Below are 17,736 nucleotides of genomic sequence, written 5' to 3'. Positions count from 1 at the left end.
TGTGTGCGGGTTTTTGGTATATAGTGGGGTTCGTCATGGAGGGGAGTACCCCTGAAATGGTGGTGATCGTCAGCACGGCCGCCGCTGCACTGCGATGGCGTGCAGCAGCCCCGGTCCCACCAGCCCACTACGCGGTGGGGGAGACCTCCGGTACGTAACTACTTATCGCACCGGAGGATAATCACTATGCATGTGCCTTTGTGGGTGTGGGTGCTCACGGCCGTGATTGTCATTGCATTCATCGCATTCGACTTCTTTACCCACGTCAAAACCCCGCACGAGCCGAGCTTGAAAGAAGCCGGCTTTTGGACCGCCTTCTACGTGGTGCTCGCCATGCTTTTTGGCGGTTTTGTGTGGCTATTCTGGGATCACCAACGCGGCCTGGAGTTCCTCTCCGGCTACGTCACCGAAAAAGCATTGAGCGTGGACAATCTCTTCGTGTTCGCGCTGATCATCGGCACCTTCAATGTTCCCCGCAAGTACCAACAAAAGGTGCTGCTCTTCGGTATCGCCATGGCGTTGGTCTTCCGCACCGTGTTCATTCTCCTGGGCGCGGCCGCCATTAATGCCTGGTCGGATATCTTCTATCTCTTCGGTATTTTCTTGCTCTACACGGCGATCAAAACCGTGTGGGAAGAGGCGAAGGATGCACCACCGACCGATCCTGCGGACATGGCGATTATCCGCTTCACTCGCCGCTTCATTCCGATGACGGACGACTACAACGGCGATAAGATGACCGCCCGCGTCAACGGCAAGCGTTTCTTTACCCCGATGGCGATGGCGCTGGTGGCGATCGGCTTTATCGACGTGATGTTCGCCTTCGATTCCATCCCCGCCATCTACGGGCTGACCAACGAGGCCTATATCGTCTTCACCGCCAATGCCTTGGCCTTGATGGGCCTGCGGCAAATGTACTTCCTGCTCGATGGCCTGCTCGATCGCTTGGTCTACCTGGCCTATGGTCTGGGCATCATCTTGGCGTTCATCGCCGTGAAGCTCATCCTGCACGCCTTGCACGAAAACAACCTGCCCTTCATCAATGGCGGCGAGGATGTGCACGTGCCCGAGATCGGCACCTGGGTGTCTTTGGCCTTCATCGTGGGCGTGTTGGTGCTGACCATTGTCGCGTCCTGGATCAAGGGCAAGCGCGATGAGGCCCAGGGCGCGGTGGCTATCTCCACAGACAAGCTCTTGGGCAAGCACGAGGACGGCGCCCCCGGCGATGCCGCGCAGCGCCGTGCCCGCGTAGAGGCCGCGCCCGAGCAGGGCGGCGAGACTAGCTCACGCTAGATATCGAAGACGTTGAGCACGGGGTTCCAGGTTTTAAAGGAACGGGACTCCAGTGCGCCGCCCGTGTAGAAGGGGTCGCGGTCCATGAGCGCGCGGGCATCGTCGATACCCGCCTCATCCTCGAGTGCGATGAGAATGAGCGCGCCACCCTCGCCGTCGGTGTAGGGGCCGGAGCCGATGAGCTTTCCCTGCTGCTTCAGATCGCCGAGAAACTCGCGGTGTACGGGGCGAATCTCGGCGATCTTCTCGGAGCTGGGGGAGTAGGAGTATTCCACTGCGAAAACCTTCATGGTTTCAAATTATAGGTCGCAAGGTAGGGTTGAAGGCGTGAAGGACCCGAGCAACAGCACCCCAGCAGCTAACTCCGTGCAGCGACCCTCGAATTTCAATCTGCCGAATGTATTGACATCGCTGCGCATCATTTTCGTGCCCGCCTTCGCGTGGCTGGTGCTGACGAGTCAAGGCCAGAATAATGGCTGGCAATGGGCCGCATTCATCATGTTCGCCCTGTTGATGTTCACCGATAAGCTCGATGGGGACATCGCGCGTAAACGCGGGCTGATCACGGAATTCGGCAAGATCGCCGATCCCATCGCCGATAAGGCGCTGATGATCACCTCCTTGGTGTGCCTCAATCTCATTGACATGTTGCCGTGGTGGGTCACGATCCTCATCGTGGTGCGTGAGCTGGGCATTACCTTCTGGCGCATGGTGCAGCTGCGACGCGGCAGGGTGGTTCCGGCCTCCAAGGGCGGCAAGCTCAAGACCGCGCTACAAACCATTGCCGTGGGGCTCTATTTGCTGCCGCTGCCTGGGTGGATGGATATCCCCAGCTTCGTTGTGATGCTGGCCGCCGTGGTGGTGACTGTAGTCACAGGTGTGCAGTACATTATCGACGGCCGCAAGGCCAATTAAGAGCGTGGACTCTCTCGACGCCGCAGCTGCAGAGCTGCTCGACGCGCTGCGGAGGCGCGGGTTGAGTCTGGCCTGCTGTGAATCTTTGAGCGCCGGGATGCTCGCCGGCACGCTCGCCAATATCAGCGGCGCTTCTGCGGTTCTTCGCGGTGGCTTGGTCACCTATGCCACTGAGCTGAAAAGCGAACTCGCCGGTGTGGACCCACAGCTGTTGGACCTATTCGGCCCTATATCCCCGGAATGTGCCGCCGCGATGGCACGCGGAGCGCGCACAGCCTGCGGGGCAGATATCGCCATCGCCCTCACCGGCGTGGCAGGCCCGGAACGCCAGGATGGGCATCCAGTCGGGGAAGTATGGATGGCCGTAGCCAGCGGCGAGCACGCCGTGCGGGTGCGCCGGATGTCGCCGCCGCGCCGCTATAGCCGGCAGGGGATTCGCGCGCAGGCGGTGGCCGAGGCAATCGACTTGGGCCGCGAGCATATCGACGCTATGCCGCTGGGGTGAACGCGAAGCAACTACAGTGGGTGCACAACCACCACCGCGTGCCGCGCCGATGATGGCGCGGGGAACAAAAGGTGTCCACGAGACGTTAGAAGAAGTGATGGCAACTTACACAGCTCTTTTAGATCAGCCGCTCGGCGCCCCTCGGGTGCGCCCCGACTCGGCAGACGCGGAGACCATGGCATCCTCGCGTCCCGAGGAGCCGCTATTGCGCGAGGCTCTTGGGGCAGCCTTGCGGTCCTTCCGCGCCGATAAGGGCATTACCCTCCGCGAGCTCGCCGAGGCCTCCAGTGTCTCCCCAGGCTATCTCTCCGAATTGGAGCGAGGCCGCAAGGAGGTCTCCTCCGAGCTGCTGGCTGCGGTCTGTTATGCACTCGATACCCGTGTCGCGGATGTGCTCATCGAGGCCGCTGGCTCAATGGCAGTGGAGTCTGCGCAGGCGGACTTGGCGAAAGTGTAAGACCGTCCCCCTGCGCCTAGAGTTATCGCCGAGCTAAATAGGCTCAGCGATACCAGCTAGGTGCGACACCGATGGACGCTGTGGTGCGTAGTACTGTGAGCGCGCGCCAGATCGATACCTGCTGACGTACAATCAGCGCAGGAATACACATTGTGGCAAGAAAGGCTGACGAGAAAGCGTTATGGCTAATCCCTTTACTAAGGCATGGAAGTACTTGATGGCGCTGTTCGACTCGAAGATCGAGGAGAACGCGGATCCGAAGATTCAGATTCAGCAGGCCATTGAGGAAGCCCAGCGTCAGCACCAGGAGCTCTCGCAGCAGGCTGCCAACGTGATCGGCAACCAGCGCCAGTTGGAGATGCAGCTCAACCGTCGTCTCTCCGAGATCGAGAAGCTCCAGGGCAATACCCGCCAGGCGCTGAAGCTGGCCGATCAGGCCCGCGCCGAGGGCAATGAGGCCAAGGCCTCGGAGTACGAGAACGCCGCCGAGGCTTTCGCCGCCCAGCTGGTCACCGCTGAGCAGTCTGTGGAGGACACCAAGAAGCTGCACGATCAAGCTCTGCAGCAGGCTACCCAGGCCAAGAAGGCCGTGGAGCGTAACTCCATGGTGCTGCAGCAGAAGGTCGCCGAGCGCACCAAGCTGCTCTCGCAGCTCGAGCAGGCCAAGATGCAGGAGAAGGTCACCGAGTCCCTGGAGTCCATGAACTCCGTGGCTGCTGGCGGCAATACCCCGAACCTGGATCAGGTGCGCGAGAAGATCGAGCGCCGCTACTCCAATGCACTGGGCCGCGCCGAGCTGGCAGAAAACAGCGTCCAAGGCCGCATGGCCGAGGTCGAAGCAGCCGGTGTACAGATGGCAGGCCACTCCCGGCTGGAGCAGATCCGCTCCGATATGCGTGGCGACGCCATCGAGTCCGGTTCTCCCCAGCAGTCCATCGAGTCGCCTCGCCCCTCCTCGAACTCGGTGAGCAACGACGCCATCCAGCAGCGCATGCGAGAAATCCGCGGCGAATAACTCCTCGTCCCGTGCCCGCCCTCGCGGCAGCGAGAGGCGCGCACAAGGCATACGGGGTTGCTAAACCCAAGCATTAACGCTGGTCCACACACCGGAATGTGTGCGGGCCAGCGTTTGTGTGTCTACGGAAGGAATTAATCGCCTACCCCGCGCGCCCAGAGGGCATCGGCGATGGCGCGGGCGCGGCGAATAGAACGAATAACCACGGGGGTGCCAAGCGCGGTGAGGGAGAAATCAACCCCGCGCGCCTTACGGGCATCCAATACCTCGTTCACTGCGTTGAGCTGCAGCGGGATCAGCCGGATGGTCAGCGAGATGGCCAAGCTAATGGTCTCTACTGGCACACCCCAGCGCGCAGTGGGGGCGAGCATCGACTCCAGCGAGTGCATCATCTCGGCAATGGTCGTGGTGAGGGTGAGCAGCACCGCGGCCGCGATGGAGGCGAAGAGCAGGAGAACCAGCGTGATGGCGTCGATAAGCGTGTTTTGCCACCACTGGAAGCCACCGAGAAGAAGCAAGAGCGGCAGTGTGGGCCATAATTGATTCCACGCGATACGCGCGGGGATGCGGGCAAGCAGATAGCCGGCGGCGACCAGCGCGAGGGCGATAACGCCGCGGGCAGGGGAGGAGACCCACACCGCGGCGGCGATCACGAAGACGATGAGGCCGCAGAATTTCACGGCCGCCGGCAGCCGGTGCATGGGGGTGTGGCCGGGAACGTAGATGCTGAGCGGGACCGAACGCATGGCCTTAGCCCTCGATCATGGCGCGCTCATAGTGGGCGATAACCTCCGCCGGCGGGCCATCTTCGCGGATGGTGTGATTATCGATCCACAGCACACGGTCGAAGTCGCGGATGAAGCCAAGATCGTGGGTGACCACGATGACCTGCTGGCTCAGCTCGGCGAAAATGTGGCGCAGCTGCTCGCGATTGCGCAGATCCAAGAGAGTGGTCGGTTCATCGGCGATGAGCACCTCCGGGCGCATCACCAGCACCGCAGCCAAAGCCAGCAGCTGCTTCTGCCCGCCGGAGAGCGTATGCGGGGAGTGCTCCCGATAGTCGCTCAGCCCGAAACGCTTCATAACCTCCTCGACGCGGGCATCACGCTCGGTCGAGCTGAGCTTGAGGCGCTTGAGAGAAAAGCGAATATCGTCTTCCACGCGGGGCATTACGATCTGATTTTCGGCGTCGGTGAAAACAAAACCGACTTTGCGCCGTACCTTCTTGCCGTGTGTGGCGACCTCGAGCCCGTCGACACTCACCGAGCCGCTGGTGGGCTCGCCGAGGCCGTTGATCAGCCGGATGAAGCTGGATTTGCCGCCGCCATTGGCGCCGATGATGCCGATGCGCTGCTCCTTCAGCTCCACCGAGATCGGATCGAGCACCCGCTCGCCATCAAAGCTGATGCTGGCGGAGGAAAAGACGATGCGCGGCATCTAGATCGTGGTGTGGGAGGGCTCGCGGCGGCGCTTCTCCTCGGCCATGATGTCGGGGAATGCCGAGTGCACGCCGACAGCGATGGCGGCAGCGGCCGCGAACTTCAGCGCGTCCAAGGGCAGGAAGGTGCCGTGGATGACGATGGCTTCACCGAAGGCCATATCGCCGCGCAGCCATAGACCGATGGCGCCGAGCAGGTACTGGGCGAGCAGACCCACGAAGGCACCGAAGCTCACCGCGATCACCAGGTTGCTCTTGTTGCGCGGCCGCGCCTTATAGGCGATAACACCAGCGATGAACGCGCTGCAGAGATAGCCAAAGAGATAGCCGATCGTCGGCCCCGCCAACGCCGCGAGGGTGGAACGGCCGCCCGCCAGCACCGGCAGCCCCAGCATGCCGATGAGCAGGAACAGCCCCGCAGTGTAGAAACCGCGACGACCACCCAATACGAGGCCCGCGAGCACCACGATCGCGTTCTGCAGCACGATGGGCACGCCGGCGGCGCCGGGAATAGTGACGAACGCGAAGACGATGATCAACGCGGTAAATACCGCGATATAGGAGATATCGCGCACTGTGGAGCGGGAGGGAGAGGCGGCCATAAGTGGGAAATCCTTAAAACATAATCACAATAGGGGCGGATCTCAGCGGACACGGCACACCGCAGCCACCCTCAGCAGGCGGCAGCGACTTAGTGTCCCCTGAGAAGAAACAAAACGTGTGTCTTACTGTAGTCGTTGACAGCGCCTATGAACATGGGGCGCAGAGAAGTTCTTTTCGCTTATCGACGTTGTCCTAGGGCGCGACAACGCGCGGGACTGGATGGGGCGCTGTAGGCGAGAAACCTAAGCGGGTTACGATGGGCGCTATGCGCGAAACACAATTCCTGAAGCTCGTCACAGACGAGTTCGGGCAGCAGTACGGTCAGTGGATCGTGCGTTCCCATGTGCTCAGCCGCTGGGGGCAGACTGCCGCCGAGCTCATGGAGGGAGAGGGCACTGATCTGCGTGATATCTGGTGGCATCTCTGTGCGGATTTTGATGTCCCAGCCGAACGGCAATTGGGTGTGGATGACTAGCGCGGCGAGAAGGGCTGTACTGGGATAACGAAAGTTGCATTAGAACATGTGTGCCCGTAATCTGTTCGATAGTGTCGCACGCGGGCGCTAGGGTGATCCTCGAGCGCGCCGCCCAGTGCGCCACCAGAGGAGACTCGCGTGGCGGAACCGCTGCAGGAGCCGGAGACGTCTATAGAAGATATCGGTGGCTCGACCCCTCCGGTAGCGTGGCGCCAGACGGCGCATCGATGAAAAAACCAAGCGATAGCAGGAGACAAGACAACAATGGCAGCACGCAAGACCAAGTCGAAGACCCCCAAGGGTGCGTCGAATGATAAGGCCAAGGCCCTCGAATCGGCCATGGCGCTGATTGAGAAGGACTTTGGCAAGGGCTCAATTATGCGCCTGGGTGATGAGAATCGCCCGCCGATTAGAGCGATCTCTTCGGGCAATACCGCTATCGATATTGCGCTGGGTATTGGCGGCTTCCCGCGTGGCCGCATTGTAGAGATCTACGGTCCGGAGTCCTCCGGTAAGACCACCGTGGCGCTGCACGCGGTAGCCGAGGCGCAGCGCGCTGGCGGTATCGCCGCCTTTATTGACGCCGAGCACGCCCTTGATCCGGACTATGCCCGCAAACTGGGCGTGGATACCGACCAGCTGCTGGTATCCCAGCCTGATACCGGCGAACAGGCCCTCGAGATCGCCGATATGCTGGTGCGTTCCGGTGCTATCGACATCATTGTGGTGGACTCGGTGGCCGCGCTGACCCCGAAGGCCGAGATCGAAGGCGATATGGGCGATAGCCACGTGGGCCTGCAGGCGCGATTGATGAGCCAGGCACTGCGTAAGCTCACCGGCGCTCTCTACAGCGCGGGCACCACGGCGATCTTCATTAACCAGCTGCGCGAGAAGATTGGCGTGATGTTTGGCTCGCCGGAAACCACCACCGGTGGTAAGGCCTTGAAGTTCTACTCCTCGGTGCGCTGCGATGTGCGCCGCATCCAGACCCTGAAGGACGGCCAGGATGCGGTGGGTAACCGCACCAAGCTGAAGGTGGTAAAGAACAAGGTCTCGCCGCCGTTTAAGGTGGCGGAGTTCGACATCATCTACGGCGAAGGTATCTCCCGCGAGGGCTCGATCATTGACCTCGCCGTGGAAAATGGCATCGTGAAGAAATCCGGTTCGTGGTTTACCTACGACGGCGATCAGCTCGGCCAGGGCCGGGAAAAGGTGCGCCTGCATTTGAAGGACACCCCCGAGCTGGCCAATGAGATCGAGGATAAGATCCTGCGCAAGCTCAAGGTGGGCAAATACGCCAATCTCGAGGACGATGACGCGCTTACCGACGATCCGGTGGACATGGTGCCCAATGTGGACTTTGATGATGTCGATCTGGGAGACGACTCTGAAGAGTAATGACACAGCACAGCGCCGAGTCTTGGGAGGAGAAAAACGCTAAGCTGCGGGCGCTCGCCGAGGCCCTCGAACGCTATGAGCGCGAGGGCAATCCCGGGCTCTTCGACGAGCACGCGGAAGAAGAGCGCCAGACCGTGCGCGCCAAGGCGCTTGTTCTCCTCAACCACCGCATGCGCTCGGAACACGAGATGCGGATACGGCTACTCGGCTATGACTATCCACCCGAGGTCGTAGACGCGGTCATCGATGATCTCATCTCCCAACGCCTCATCGACGATGCCCTCTTTGCCTCGGAATGGGTGCGGCAGCGTCACCGCAAAGGCAAAAGCCGCGCCGTCCTCAACCGCGAACTCCGAGATAAGGGAATCACCGCCGATACCCGCGCCGAGGCGCTGGAGCAGGTCGATGACAGCGATGAGCGCAGCGTGGCCGAGGCCGTGGCGGAAAAGAAAGCCCGTTCTATTGCGCGGCCGCCCGCCGATTTCGCGGAAAGAAATAAGTACCTGCGCCGCATCGTCGGCGCCCTCGCTCGTCGTGGTTTCGCCCAACACATGAGCATGGGTATTGCCATCGCCGCCCTCGACGCGAGGATCGCAGAACTCGAAGACTAAAGCCTCATGGCTGTGGCGCCGGCCTGCGGGGGCGTCCATCTACTCGCTATAGCAGGGGTGCTGCTGGAGTGGTCTGTCTCTGAGGCCATCGGCCCTCGATTGCTGCATTATGTTGGCTCGACCCAGATCGTTAGAATGACTACCCGTGTCTCACCCCCATAATCAGCACAGTGTAAAAGCCAGGCTTGTGTCCGACTCCGCCCGCAGCTATGAGGTGCGTACCTTCGGCTGCCAGATGAACGTGCACGACTCGGAGCGTCTTTCCGGTCTGCTCGAAGATTCCGGATACGTGCCGGCGGAAGAAGGCGCCACCCCGGATCTCGTGGTGTTTAATACGTGTGCCGTGCGCGATAATGCCGATCAGCGCCTCTATGGCACCCTCGGTAATCTGCGCTCGGTGAAGGATAAGCACCCGGGCATGCAGATCGCCGTGGGCGGCTGCTTGGCGCAAAAGGACAAGGACACCGTGGTGTCTAAAGCGCCGTGGGTGGATGTGGTGTTCGGCACCCACAATATCGGCTCGCTGCCGACGCTTCTGGAGCGCTCCCGCCACAATCGCCACGCCGAGGTCGAGATCGTCGACGCCCTCGAACAATTCCCCTCAGTACTGCCGGCGAAGCGCGAATCCGCCTATGCCGGCTGGGTGAGCGTGTCGGTGGGCTGCAATAACACCTGCACGTTCTGTATCGTTCCCAGCCTCCGCGGCAAGGAACAGGACCGGCGCCCCGGCGATATCCTGTCCGAGGTGCAGGCCCTCGTGGATCAGGGCGTGTCTGAGGTGACCCTTTTGGGGCAAAACGTCAACGCCTATGGCGTGAACTTCGTCGACCCCGATCTCGAGCGCGATCGCAGCGCCTTTTCCAAGCTGCTGCGCGCCTGCGGGGAGATCGAAGGGCTGGACCGGCTGCGCTTTACCAGCCCCCACCCGGCAGAGTTCACCAGCGACGTTATCGACGCCATGGCCGAGACCCCCACGGTGTGCCCGCAGCTGCACATGCCGCTGCAGTCCGGCTCCGATGAGGTGTTAAAGAAGATGCGCCGCAGCTACCGCACCAGCAAGTTCCTGCGCATCCTCGATGAGGTACGGGAGAAGATCCCGCACGCCGCCATCACCACCGACATCATTGTCGGCTTTCCCGGTGAAACCGAGGAAGATTTCCAAGCCACCCTCGATGTGGTAGAGAAGTCCCGCTTCTCCAGCGCCTATACCTTCCAGTACTCGCCGCGCCCAGGTACTCCCGCTGCGGAGATGGCCAATCAGATCCCCAAGGAGATTGTCCAAGACCGCTATGAGCGGCTGCTGGCACTGCAGGAGCGCATTAGCGAAGAGGAAAACGCCGCCTTCCATGGCCGCGAGGTAGAGCTGCTGGTGCAGGCCGGCGGTGGCCGGAAGAACAGCGCCACCAAGCGCGTCTCGGGCCGTGCCCGCGATGGCCGCCTGGTGCACTTCAACCCCATCGACGCCCAGGGTGAGGATATGGCAGAGCAGATCCGCCCAGGCGATGTGGTGACGGTGACCGTCACGGACTCCGCGCCGCACTTCCTGCTCGCCGACGCCGGCGTGCTGAGCCACCGCCGCACCAAGGCAGGCGACATGTCCGAGATCGGGAAGCGGCCCACGACCGAGCCAGTGGGGGTGGGCCTCGGCCTGCCGGGTATCCGCCCCTCGTCCTAGGGCTGGAGACGAGTCTCGCCTACAATATGTGGGGAGTGCGCACCGGCAACCCCGCTGCGCCCTCCGTTCTAGTATCTGCAGGCCACACCACGTGGTCGCGCACGTGGATGGAATCGACTACACAGTGGAGATGAACCCCTAGTGGATAAAGCGAACACCCCCGCCGAGAAGAAGCTACTCTCGGCCGATGATCTCGCAGGCCTTGAGAAGCAGGCAGCGAAAAAGGTGGACATGGGCTCCACGTGGATCAGCCTGATCGCCGTTTTCGTGCTGTTTCTCATCACCCTTATCCTTCCCTTCACCGGCAAAGCCAATGGCTTCGACATCCTGGTGATGAACGATCAGGCCCTCGAATTTGGAGCCACCCCGCTCGAACGCCTCTTTGTGATTCTGGGGCTGGTGTCGATGGTGGTGGTCAACCTCGCGGTGGTGGCGTCGCGAAGCATGCTGCTGACCTACATCAACTGGGTATTCGCCGGCATCACGGGCACTGCTGCGATGTTCATGATCTGGATGGGGCAGACCCGGCTGCGCGCCGAGGGCTCCTCGGGCACCGAGTTTGGTGCCGCTCTAAGCGGTATCGTGGCGATCGCCTTCTTGCTGATCATGACGGGGCTGATCTTCCGCCGCAGCGAAGAACAGCTCGATATTGAAGATGCCCGCCGCGAAGCCGGCTCGGATGATCCCGTGGCCGACGCCCAGCGTGAGGCAAGCGTGGGGCGGCGCTTCTCCCGCTATGAGGACAGCCCGCTATTCGTCGATGATCGCCGCAAGAAGGCCTCGGAGCGCCACCGCCCCCGCAACACCGACACCACCGAGGCTGAGGATTAGGCGCTCAGCGCGCGACGACGCTGATAGGCCGAGGCCCGACTAATCGGGTGGAAGCCCAACGCCGTATTCACCGCCAGCATCGGCTTATTAGACACCTCCACAGAGGTATAGACCCGCGCTAGCCGCGGGTCTTTCGCATGCAGCGTGCGCAGCAGTTCCTGCTTCACCAGCAGCCCCGCCCCACACCCGCGGACCGAGCGCGCCGTGACGGTGACGTTCTGCTCGGCCACATCCTCGCGGGAACCAGTGGCTTGGGCGATCACGCTTAAGGCCAGCACGCTGCTCGCCTCGCCGTGGCCGCTCAGGAGCAGACCGAAGTGGGTGCGGGTGCCATTTTCCTGGGCGAGGCGAGTGATCGCATCTAAGCGGCCACGGTCCCAGCGCTCGTTTTCTCCCACGAAGTCGCGCCGCGGCGCGTCGCTATCCGCCAGCGCATAAAGCTCAGTGACCTGCTGTCGCACATAGCTGGGTAGTTCATCGCAGAAGTACTCGAAACGCACCGGCGCGTCGTTGCCATCCTGAGCCACTGCGGAGTGCAGCCGCTCCCAACTTGCGCTAGTGGGGGCGGTGACGGGCAGCGGCACATAGCCTTGGACGGTGTGCAGCACCGGGGAGAACCCGGCGTTCTGCAATAGCTGCGCATAAGGGAGCTCAGTGGGGGCCTGATCATCGCCGGTATCCACGGGCGGTTGCTCCAGCCAGGTGGTGAGCAGAGTGCGTTCGGCACGCGCGGCGAATACCCGCGCCAGCTCGAGTGCGTAGTAGTAGCGCTGGCGCTGCTGCTCGCTCATCTCCTCGCCGGGCAGCACGAGTTCCTCCACATCGGCGATGAGCTCCACGGTGGCGGCGCAGCCGTCCTCCAGCAGCGGCAGGGAGACGATGATGCCATAGCTAAAATCCACCACCTCATCCACGGCGTGCGCCGTAGCCGTGTCCGCCTCTGCCGCGCCCGCAGCGGCCGTGGGCAGGGCCACGCTGTTATCCAGCGCGGACGCGGGCCTGAGCTGCAGATCGTGATCTGCGCTGAGCAGCAGGATGGTGCTGCGCGCATCGGGGGCGGGGATGAGACAGGAACACAGCCGCTCCACGGAGAGGGAACGATCAGCGGTGCCGGCGAGCATCTGCGCCCGGAAACCATCGCTCAGCGCGAGGGTTTTGAGGTTGGTATTGATCGCATCGGTGCGCGGCAGGGCGGTGATGGGGGAGAAGTGATAGACAGTCATCGTCCACCCAGCTTAAACGGTGGGCCCATGCCTGCTGCGTGGCGGCCACCTGCCGCCACAAAGACCACCACCCACGAGAGAGCCGGGTGGGCTGTCTCGTGGGTGGCGGGGTGAAGAAACGCTGCTTGAGGGCCTAGAGGTTGTCTACCGCCTGGGTGGCGGCGTCGGCCCATTCCTGCCATTGGGCGGCCTGGGCGCGGTATTTCTCGGCGTCCTTGGTCTTGCCGGCCTTCTCGGCCTCGGCGGCCTGGTTAGTGAACTCTTCCACGCGGTCGAGGAACTGCTGGGCGCGGGCCTGCACCTCGGGGTCGGTGCGACGCCACTGCTCATCAGCGGCGCGTGCCACCTTGTCCTCGAGTTGTTTGATCTTGGAGTCGTACTCGCGGATCTTCGCCCGCGGCACATAGCCGATAGCCTCCCACTTCTCCTGCAGCTCGTGCAGCTTGGCGCGGGCGGCCTCGAGGTCCTTTTCTGGGGTGATCAGCGGGGTGTATTCCGCGATCAGCGCATCCTTGGCCTCGGCATTGGCTTGGAACTCCTTGTCCCGCTGCTCATTGAGGGCATTGCGGGCCTGGAAGAAGTGATCCTGGGCGGCCTTGAAGGAGGCCCACAGGGCATTATCTACCTCGCGCGGGGCGCGTCCGGCAGCCTTCCACTGCTTCATCAGCTCGCGGAACTCCCCAGCGGTGGCGTTCCAGTCGGTCGAGTCCTTGAGTTCCTCAGCCTTGGCCACCAGTGCCTCTTTGGTGCGGCGGGCGGCGGCGCGGTTGCGGTCGAGTTCCGCGAAGTGCGAGCCGCGGCGGCGGTTGAAGCTATCGCGGGCCTTGGAGTAGCGCTTCCACAGCGCATCATCGGTGGCGCGATCAATACCGCGGATGGTTTTCCACTCATCCAAGATGGCGCGCAGGCGATCCCCGGCGGCCTTCCACTCGGTGGAGTCCGCGGCGATGCTCTCTGCCTCGGCGGCGAGCTCCTCCTTGCGGGCGATGGCCCGGGCGCGGCGCTCGGCCTTGCGCTGTTTGGCTTCCTCACCGGCCTCCACGGACTCGTTCATGATCTCCGCGAGGCGATCATCGAGATTGTCCACATCGCCGATCACGGTGGCCTCGGGCAGGGACTCCCGGAGCGCGGCCGCCGAGGTGCGAATATTGGCGGCATCGTCCGGATGTGCCTTGAGGCGGGCTTCGAGCAGCTCGACCTCGGTGGCGAGATCAGCGAAGCGTTGTGCGTAGTGGGCCAAACCGGCCTCGGGGGAACCGGCCTGCCACGAGCCGATCACGCGCTCACCGGCCTTGGTGATGAGCACGACAGTGCCGTCCTCGTCGATGCGGCCGAAGCGGGACGGATCCGACTTCGGGATATGCACAGCATGCGGTGCCGCCGGCCGTGCTACCGCGCTGGGGCGCGGCGCGGGCGTGGCTCCCGGCATGGCTCCGGGGGTGACGCCGGGGCGGGGGCCTGGACGCGGACCTGGTGTGGGGCTCGGGGGAGTAGTCATGGCGTGAGGAATCCTTATAAGTCTGTAACGCTGCCGCGCGGCACGGCTGCCAATAAACACGAACTGACAAAAACCCTAGCACCTCTGCTGGGGGCACGTAGGGGAGAACCCTAGGTGGCGGCACCTATGGTTTAAGCTAAATTTCCGAGGAAAAATCAGTCAAGGTCTGGAGTTGTCTGTGCGGCACATCGTGGTCATTCCCTCCTCCCCAGCATTGATCGAGGGGGTCTCTCCCCATGATGAGGGATCAGCGCGCCTGCGCCAGGCGGCCCGCAGCATCCTGAGCACGCGCGCCGCCGCTGTCGATAGCATCGCTGTGGTGCGCTCGGCGGCTGCAGAATGCCGCACCGAGCTCACCGGTTCGCTCAGCGCCTGGGCGCCTGGGGTGGAGCTGCCGCGCGCCCAGGACGGACACCTCTTAGGCGAGATCATCGCCCGCCTCCTGCTGGGTGAGCAAGAACAGAAGATCACTGCCTGTGCCGAGGAGATAGAGGCGCTTGTCGACGCCGAGCTGGTGATCGTGCTCGCCGATGGCCCCGTGACATTGACCGAGCGGGCCCCCGGTGGCTTCCACCCCGAGGCCGAGGATGCCCAAAGCTATGTGCGTGAGCTGCTTCGCGGCGATGCCCCCGAGCAGTGGCACGACCGCGATCTTTATCGGGCTGGGGTGCTCGACCCAAAGCCCTGGAGGCAGTTGTGGACGCTGCGTGAGCAGGTCACGTCGCAGCAGCTACTCGCAGAAGACACCACTGGCGGGGTAGGCCGCTTCGTGGCGCAGTGGGAGATGGCCGCATGAGCCAGTGCACCCCCCTCGCCATTGTTGGCCCCACCGCCTCCGGCAAGTCGAGTCTCGGTATCGCCCTGGCCCAGCAGCTCGGCGGCGAGGTGGTCAATATCGACTCCATGCAGCTCTACCGCGGGATGGATATCGGAACCGCCAAGCTCAGCCCAGCAGAGCGCGGCGGAATCACCCATCACCTGCTCGATATCTGGGATGTCACCCACACCGCCTCGGTGGCCGAATACGGCGAGATCGCGCGCGGGGTGGTGGAGAATCTCCGGAGTTCCGGCACAGTCCCAGTCTTGGTGGGTGGCTCCATGATGTATGTGCAATCGGTGGTGGATCAGTGGGAGTTTCCGCCCACCGACCCGCAGGTGCGGGCCCGCTATATGGCGCTGCAAGAAGAGATCGGCCCTGCCGGCATGCATGAGCGACTGCGGGCCGTGGATCCCGCGGCAGCGGAGATCATCGAGGAGAATGACCCGCGGCGCAATGTACGCGCCCTTGAAGTCATCGAGCTGACCGGCAAGCCCTATGCCGCCTCCCAGCCGCCGAAGGACAATCCGCCGCGGTGGGGCACGCATCTTCTGGGACTCGCGGTCGATATGGACTGGCTGGGCCCGCGTATCGAGCAGCGCACCCACGAGATGTTTGACCACGGCTTCATTGAGGAGGTCCGCAGCCTCCGCGAGCGCGGGCTTATTGCCGGCTCGACGGCTGGGCGGGCGATCGGCTACGCCCAGGTATTGGCGCATCTGCGCGGAGAGATCACGGCCGAGCAGGCCTATGAAGACACGGTGCGCGCCACCCGCCGCTATGTGCGCCGCCAGCGCTCCTGGTTTAAACGCGATCCGCGTATCACCTGGATTGACGCCGCAGACAACCCGCTCGAGCAGGCACAAGCGCTGCTGCGGCAGTGGGGATATATTGACGGCGAAGACCCAGTGGAGGAGTAAGGATTAGCTGTAGTCGTGGCCGAGACGAAGTGCGGCGCGCCGGGCGCTTTGATAGCGCTCCTCGAGCGCGGCAGCACGACGATCGGTGATCGCCAGCAAAGACTCCAGTTGCGGGATCGTATCGTGGGTTTCCAGCTTGGAGTTCAGGCGATTAAGGAAGCGCTTGGCCGTGGAGTACTCGTGGTGGAACTCTTCAATATCTGGGTCAGTGCAATCGGGATCGGCCAGCGCCGGCCGTTGCAAGGTGCGATCGGCAATGGAATCGGTGTCCGTGCCGGTGAGGAAGCGCTCGTACTCGCTGATGGTGTCTTGAATATCCTCAGCGGAATAGCGGATGGAGGAGACCACGGCGGCCGTCTCCTTGCTATCGGGGCGATTGCGCAGGGTGTACCACACCACGCCGGAGACCAGCAGCACCAAGATGATGCCTTCGAAGCGCAGGAAGACGATGAGGGCGACACAACACACCAGCAGTATGTAGTGGGTCCAGTCGAGGGACGGCCAATGGTTTCGCACTGCGCTCCTTTCTGTCCTCGCGGCGGCGAGTTGCTCACTAGATGATGGGGGACATGGGGGCAACGAGTCGTGCTCAAGAATTGTTCCCCGCCTGTGCCCAGCGGGCTAGTGGCTGCCGCAGCCTCCCGAGCCGCAACCGCAACCGCCGCCGGAGCCGCAGCCGCCACCACTGGGGGCAAGGATGGATGCGGTCAGAGACACACGCCCAGCAATCACCGTGCCCGGGGCGGGCAGATCAGAATCGGCGGGCAGGCATAGATCCATTGGGAAGGGAGAGGAGACGCGCACATAAATGAAGCGCTGCCCGGTCAGGGCATTGGTGCGGTACTCCGAGTGGGAGACCTGGAAGGCGATCTGGGCGGCGGAGTCGGGCGGGGTCGAGCCATCTCCGGAGGCGATGATCTCGGCGCCGTGCGAGAGGACCGTGCCGAGCTTCAGCCCAGTGCTGGAGGCGATATAGCTATCGGGGTCGCTAAAACCGGCCAAAGAAATACCCAGAGCGGTAATGGACAGCTCTTGGAATCGCTGCTGGCCTTCCTCTACGAGCAGCGGCCCTTGGGCGATATTGGCGGTGAGGGTGGTGATGGTCTCGTCGTGATCATCGAGCACCTCGATCTGGCCGAGTACGTCATTGACCATGGTGACATGACCGCGCGCCACGAGCGGGGAGAGGAATCCCGCATAGGTAGAGAAGGGCTCGGCGGCCAGAATGTTGATCTGGGCGCCGGAGGCGTCGGTGAACTGCACAAGCTGGCCATCGCCGACCTCGCCGGTGACGGCGAGCTGGTTGGAGGAGATAGCGGCCTCTACTGCGTCCTGCCACTCGGGGAAGTCCATGCCGATACTTTTAAGGTCACTGGTCATGAGACTCATGGTAGGCAAGGACACAACGAGATAAAAATACAGCCCACGGTATTTTCCCTAGATAATCCGTGGATTTCTGTGGTAATAACCACAGCGCAGTATGACCTGCGTTTTTCCCTCTCAGCGGGTGGGGTAGAAGCGCTCGATGTGGCGGGGGCACCCACGGGGTCGCGCGCGGCGGCGGAAAGCCGCGGGAGGGGTGTGAGGGCCGCGACAGCGCGCATCGAGTGTGGTCCATCAATGCTGGGCAGGTGAGGCATTACTCACTGAGAGTATTCTCATACTCGGCCAGCATAGCCTTGGCTTGTCGCGCGGCGTTAGGATTAGATAGTTCACCCTTTGAAACTGATAAGAGGTCATCCATGATTGCAATTCTCGCCGAGATGGAGAAAGGTCAGCGCGGCCGCCTCGATGGCATCGATCACGATAACGTCAGCCCCGAGTGCTACCGCCGGTTTTCCCAGCTCGGATTCCGTGAAGGCTGCTCGATTGAGATCACTCACCACACAGCCGGCGGCGGCGTTGTTGTCCGCGTCGGCTCCTCCCGCTATGCGCTTGATGCCCATACCGCGCGAGCAATGCGTCTGCAGGTCTAATACGCCCAGCCTTAGCTGATATCTGCGTTGTCGCCCCCGTGCCTGCGCCACCATGCGTGGCCGTACACGATGTGGCGCCGCATCAT

At 62.7% G+C, this 17,736-nt stretch carries 21 protein-coding genes; 13 read left to right on the top strand and 8 right to left on the bottom strand.

Annotated elements, in window-relative coordinates; genetic code table 11:
• Positions 1-186 precede the first annotated feature (186 nt).
• Positions 187-1,293 (top strand): TerC family protein, encoded by a 1,107-nt coding sequence (locus tag KR227_RS01550; protein WP_255549005.1) that lies wholly within the window; start codon positions 187-189, stop codon positions 1,291-1,293.
• Here KR227_RS01550 and KR227_RS01545 read toward each other — a convergent pair.
• Positions 1,290-1,583, bottom strand: a complete 294-nt coding sequence (locus tag KR227_RS01545; RefSeq protein WP_151528579.1) for a YciI family protein — start codon at positions 1,581-1,583, stop codon at positions 1,290-1,292. The two genes, KR227_RS01550 and KR227_RS01545, sit on opposite strands and share 4 nt — an antisense overlap.
• Here KR227_RS01545 and pgsA point away from each other — a divergent pair.
• The 4 genes from pgsA to KR227_RS01525 all read left to right on the top strand — a co-directional run bounded on the left by pgsA (position 1,582) and on the right by KR227_RS01525 (position 4,185).
• Positions 1,582-2,208 carry a CDP-diacylglycerol--glycerol-3-phosphate 3-phosphatidyltransferase gene (gene pgsA, locus KR227_RS01540; protein WP_255549004.1) on the top strand — a complete coding sequence of 209 codons (627 nt, stop codon included), beginning with the start codon at positions 1,582-1,584 and terminating at the stop codon, positions 2,206-2,208. The two genes, KR227_RS01545 and pgsA, sit on opposite strands and share 2 nt — an antisense overlap.
• A gap of 4 nt (positions 2,209-2,212) precedes the next feature.
• Entirely contained in the window at positions 2,213-2,713 is a 501-nt protein-coding gene (locus tag KR227_RS01535; protein ID WP_370625127.1) for a CinA family protein, read from the top strand.
• Positions 2,714-2,810: 97 nt separating this feature from the next.
• Positions 2,811-3,170 carry a helix-turn-helix domain-containing protein gene (locus KR227_RS01530; RefSeq protein ID WP_151528582.1) on the top strand — a complete coding sequence of 120 codons (360 nt, stop codon included), beginning with the start codon at positions 2,811-2,813 and terminating at the stop codon, positions 3,168-3,170.
• A gap of 181 nt (positions 3,171-3,351) precedes the next feature.
• Entirely contained in the window at positions 3,352-4,185 is an 834-nt protein-coding gene (locus KR227_RS01525; RefSeq protein WP_218363421.1) for a PspA/IM30 family protein, read from the top strand.
• A 134-nt stretch (positions 4,186-4,319) separates the two neighbouring features.
• Here KR227_RS01525 and KR227_RS01520 read toward each other — a convergent pair whose 3' ends face one another.
• From KR227_RS01520 to KR227_RS01510, 3 genes are read right to left on the bottom strand one after another with little or no spacing between them, the layout of a single operon-like run.
• The gene (locus KR227_RS01520; protein WP_218363420.1) at positions 4,320-4,931 is read right to left on the bottom strand and encodes an energy-coupling factor transporter transmembrane protein EcfT; all 612 of its coding nucleotides are present in this window, start codon (positions 4,929-4,931) and stop codon (positions 4,320-4,322) included.
• A 4-nt stretch (positions 4,932-4,935) separates the two neighbouring features.
• Complete coding sequence (locus KR227_RS01515; protein WP_218363419.1) at positions 4,936-5,622, bottom strand: energy-coupling factor ABC transporter ATP-binding protein; 687 nt, start codon at positions 5,620-5,622, stop codon at positions 4,936-4,938.
• Positions 5,623-6,225, bottom strand: coding sequence for a biotin transporter BioY (locus KR227_RS01510; RefSeq protein ID WP_218363418.1), 603 nt, complete (start codon positions 6,223-6,225; stop codon positions 5,623-5,625).
• Between the two features lie 266 nt (positions 6,226-6,491).
• Between KR227_RS01510 and KR227_RS01505 the strand changes: the two genes are divergently transcribed.
• The 5 genes from KR227_RS01505 to KR227_RS01485 all read left to right on the top strand — a co-directional run bounded on the left by KR227_RS01505 (position 6,492) and on the right by KR227_RS01485 (position 11,216).
• Positions 6,492-6,701, top strand: a complete 210-nt coding sequence (locus KR227_RS01505; RefSeq protein ID WP_218363417.1) for a DUF3046 domain-containing protein — start codon at positions 6,492-6,494, stop codon at positions 6,699-6,701.
• A gap of 264 nt (positions 6,702-6,965) precedes the next feature.
• On the top strand, positions 6,966-8,099 hold the full coding sequence (recA, locus tag KR227_RS01500) for a recombinase RecA (RefSeq protein WP_218363416.1): 1,134 nt from the start codon (positions 6,966-6,968) through the stop codon (positions 8,097-8,099).
• The gene (locus tag KR227_RS01495; protein WP_218363415.1) at positions 8,099-8,710 is read left to right on the top strand and encodes a regulatory protein RecX; all 612 of its coding nucleotides are present in this window, start codon (positions 8,099-8,101) and stop codon (positions 8,708-8,710) included. The genes recA and KR227_RS01495 overlap by 1 nt, the downstream gene beginning before the upstream one ends.
• Positions 8,711-8,855: 145 nt before the next feature.
• A complete protein-coding gene (gene miaB, locus KR227_RS01490; RefSeq protein ID WP_370625126.1) occupies positions 8,856-10,385 on the top strand; it encodes a tRNA (N6-isopentenyl adenosine(37)-C2)-methylthiotransferase MiaB in 1,530 nt (509 codons plus the stop codon).
• A gap of 141 nt (positions 10,386-10,526) precedes the next feature.
• Positions 10,527-11,216, top strand: a complete 690-nt coding sequence (locus KR227_RS01485) for a hypothetical protein (protein ID WP_218363413.1) — start codon at positions 10,527-10,529, stop codon at positions 11,214-11,216.
• On the opposite strand, the gene KR227_RS01480 is transcribed toward KR227_RS01485, so the two are convergent.
• Together KR227_RS01480 and KR227_RS01475 are read right to left on the bottom strand one after the other, a co-directional pair.
• Positions 11,213-12,439, bottom strand: a complete 1,227-nt coding sequence (locus KR227_RS01480; RefSeq protein ID WP_218363412.1) for a hypothetical protein — start codon at positions 12,437-12,439, stop codon at positions 11,213-11,215. The genes KR227_RS01485 and KR227_RS01480 overlap by 4 nt on opposite strands.
• Positions 12,440-12,572: 133 nt before the next feature.
• Positions 12,573-13,937 (bottom strand): DUF349 domain-containing protein, encoded by a 1,365-nt coding sequence (locus tag KR227_RS01475; RefSeq protein WP_218363411.1) that lies wholly within the window; start codon positions 13,935-13,937, stop codon positions 12,573-12,575.
• Between the two features lie 172 nt (positions 13,938-14,109).
• Here KR227_RS01475 and KR227_RS01470 point away from each other — a divergent pair, with 172 nt between their 5' ends.
• Both KR227_RS01470 and miaA read left to right on the top strand, forming a co-directional pair.
• Positions 14,110-14,733 carry a hypothetical protein gene (locus tag KR227_RS01470; protein WP_218363410.1) on the top strand — a complete coding sequence of 208 codons (624 nt, stop codon included), beginning with the start codon at positions 14,110-14,112 and terminating at the stop codon, positions 14,731-14,733.
• Positions 14,730-15,674, top strand: a complete 945-nt coding sequence (gene miaA / locus KR227_RS01465; RefSeq protein ID WP_218363409.1) for a tRNA (adenosine(37)-N6)-dimethylallyltransferase MiaA — start codon at positions 14,730-14,732, stop codon at positions 15,672-15,674. The genes KR227_RS01470 and miaA overlap by 4 nt, the downstream gene beginning before the upstream one ends.
• 3 nt (positions 15,675-15,677) lie before the next feature.
• Here miaA and KR227_RS01460 read toward each other — a convergent pair whose 3' ends face one another.
• Both KR227_RS01460 and KR227_RS01455 read right to left on the bottom strand, forming a co-directional pair.
• Positions 15,678-16,190 carry a hypothetical protein gene (locus tag KR227_RS01460; RefSeq protein WP_151528596.1) on the bottom strand — a complete coding sequence of 171 codons (513 nt, stop codon included), beginning with the start codon at positions 16,188-16,190 and terminating at the stop codon, positions 15,678-15,680.
• 105 nt (positions 16,191-16,295) lie between these two features.
• The gene (locus KR227_RS01455) at positions 16,296-17,054 is read right to left on the bottom strand and encodes a hypothetical protein (RefSeq protein WP_218363408.1); all 759 of its coding nucleotides are present in this window, start codon (positions 17,052-17,054) and stop codon (positions 16,296-16,298) included.
• A 362-nt stretch (positions 17,055-17,416) separates the two neighbouring features.
• Between KR227_RS01455 and KR227_RS01450 the strand changes: the two genes are divergently transcribed.
• Entirely contained in the window at positions 17,417-17,650 is a 234-nt protein-coding gene (locus KR227_RS01450) for a ferrous iron transport protein A (RefSeq protein ID WP_151528598.1), read from the top strand.
• Positions 17,651-17,736: the final 86 nt, after the last annotated feature.

It is taken from the genome of Corynebacterium sp. TAE3-ERU30 (assembly GCF_019209925.1).
Taxonomy (GTDB): domain Bacteria; phylum Actinomycetota; class Actinomycetes; order Mycobacteriales; family Mycobacteriaceae; genus Corynebacterium; species Corynebacterium megadyptis.
The sequence above is the reverse complement of the archived record's forward strand: the minus strand, read 5'-3'. Positions and strand labels throughout refer to the sequence as shown.

What these genes read in the sequence shown, in the direction of transcription:
- KR227_RS01550 (WP_255549005.1), top strand. Translation starts at nt 187, where the DNA reads ATGCATGTGCCTTTGTGGGTGTGGGTGCTCACGGCCGTGATTGTCATT.
- pgsA (WP_255549004.1), top strand. Translation starts at nt 1,582, where the DNA reads ATGGTTTCAAATTATAGGTCGCAAGGTAGGGTTGAAGGCGTGAAGGAC.
- KR227_RS01545 (WP_151528579.1), bottom strand. Translation starts at nt 1,583, where the DNA reads ATGAAGGTTTTCGCAGTGGAATACTCCTACTCCCCCAGCTCCGAGAAG.
- KR227_RS01530 (WP_151528582.1), top strand. Translation starts at nt 2,811, where the DNA reads ATGGCAACTTACACAGCTCTTTTAGATCAGCCGCTCGGCGCCCCTCGG.
- KR227_RS01525 (WP_218363421.1), top strand. Translation starts at nt 3,352, where the DNA reads ATGGCTAATCCCTTTACTAAGGCATGGAAGTACTTGATGGCGCTGTTC.
- KR227_RS01520 (WP_218363420.1), bottom strand. Translation starts at nt 4,931, where the DNA reads ATGCGTTCGGTCCCGCTCAGCATCTACGTTCCCGGCCACACCCCCATG.
- KR227_RS01515 (WP_218363419.1), bottom strand. Translation starts at nt 5,622, where the DNA reads ATGCCGCGCATCGTCTTTTCCTCCGCCAGCATCAGCTTTGATGGCGAG.
- KR227_RS01510 (WP_218363418.1), bottom strand. Translation starts at nt 6,225, where the DNA reads ATGGCCGCCTCTCCCTCCCGCTCCACAGTGCGCGATATCTCCTATATC.
- KR227_RS01505 (WP_218363417.1), top strand. Translation starts at nt 6,492, where the DNA reads ATGCGCGAAACACAATTCCTGAAGCTCGTCACAGACGAGTTCGGGCAG.
- recA (WP_218363416.1), top strand. Translation starts at nt 6,966, where the DNA reads ATGGCAGCACGCAAGACCAAGTCGAAGACCCCCAAGGGTGCGTCGAAT.
- KR227_RS01495 (WP_218363415.1), top strand. Translation starts at nt 8,099, where the DNA reads ATGACACAGCACAGCGCCGAGTCTTGGGAGGAGAAAAACGCTAAGCTG.
- KR227_RS01480 (WP_218363412.1), bottom strand. Translation starts at nt 12,439, where the DNA reads ATGACTGTCTATCACTTCTCCCCCATCACCGCCCTGCCGCGCACCGAT.
- KR227_RS01475 (WP_218363411.1), bottom strand. Translation starts at nt 13,937, where the DNA reads ATGACTACTCCCCCGAGCCCCACACCAGGTCCGCGTCCAGGCCCCCGC.
- miaA (WP_218363409.1), top strand. Translation starts at nt 14,730, where the DNA reads ATGAGCCAGTGCACCCCCCTCGCCATTGTTGGCCCCACCGCCTCCGGC.
- KR227_RS01455 (WP_218363408.1), bottom strand. Translation starts at nt 17,054, where the DNA reads ATGACCAGTGACCTTAAAAGTATCGGCATGGACTTCCCCGAGTGGCAG.
- KR227_RS01450 (WP_151528598.1), top strand. Translation starts at nt 17,417, where the DNA reads ATGATTGCAATTCTCGCCGAGATGGAGAAAGGTCAGCGCGGCCGCCTC.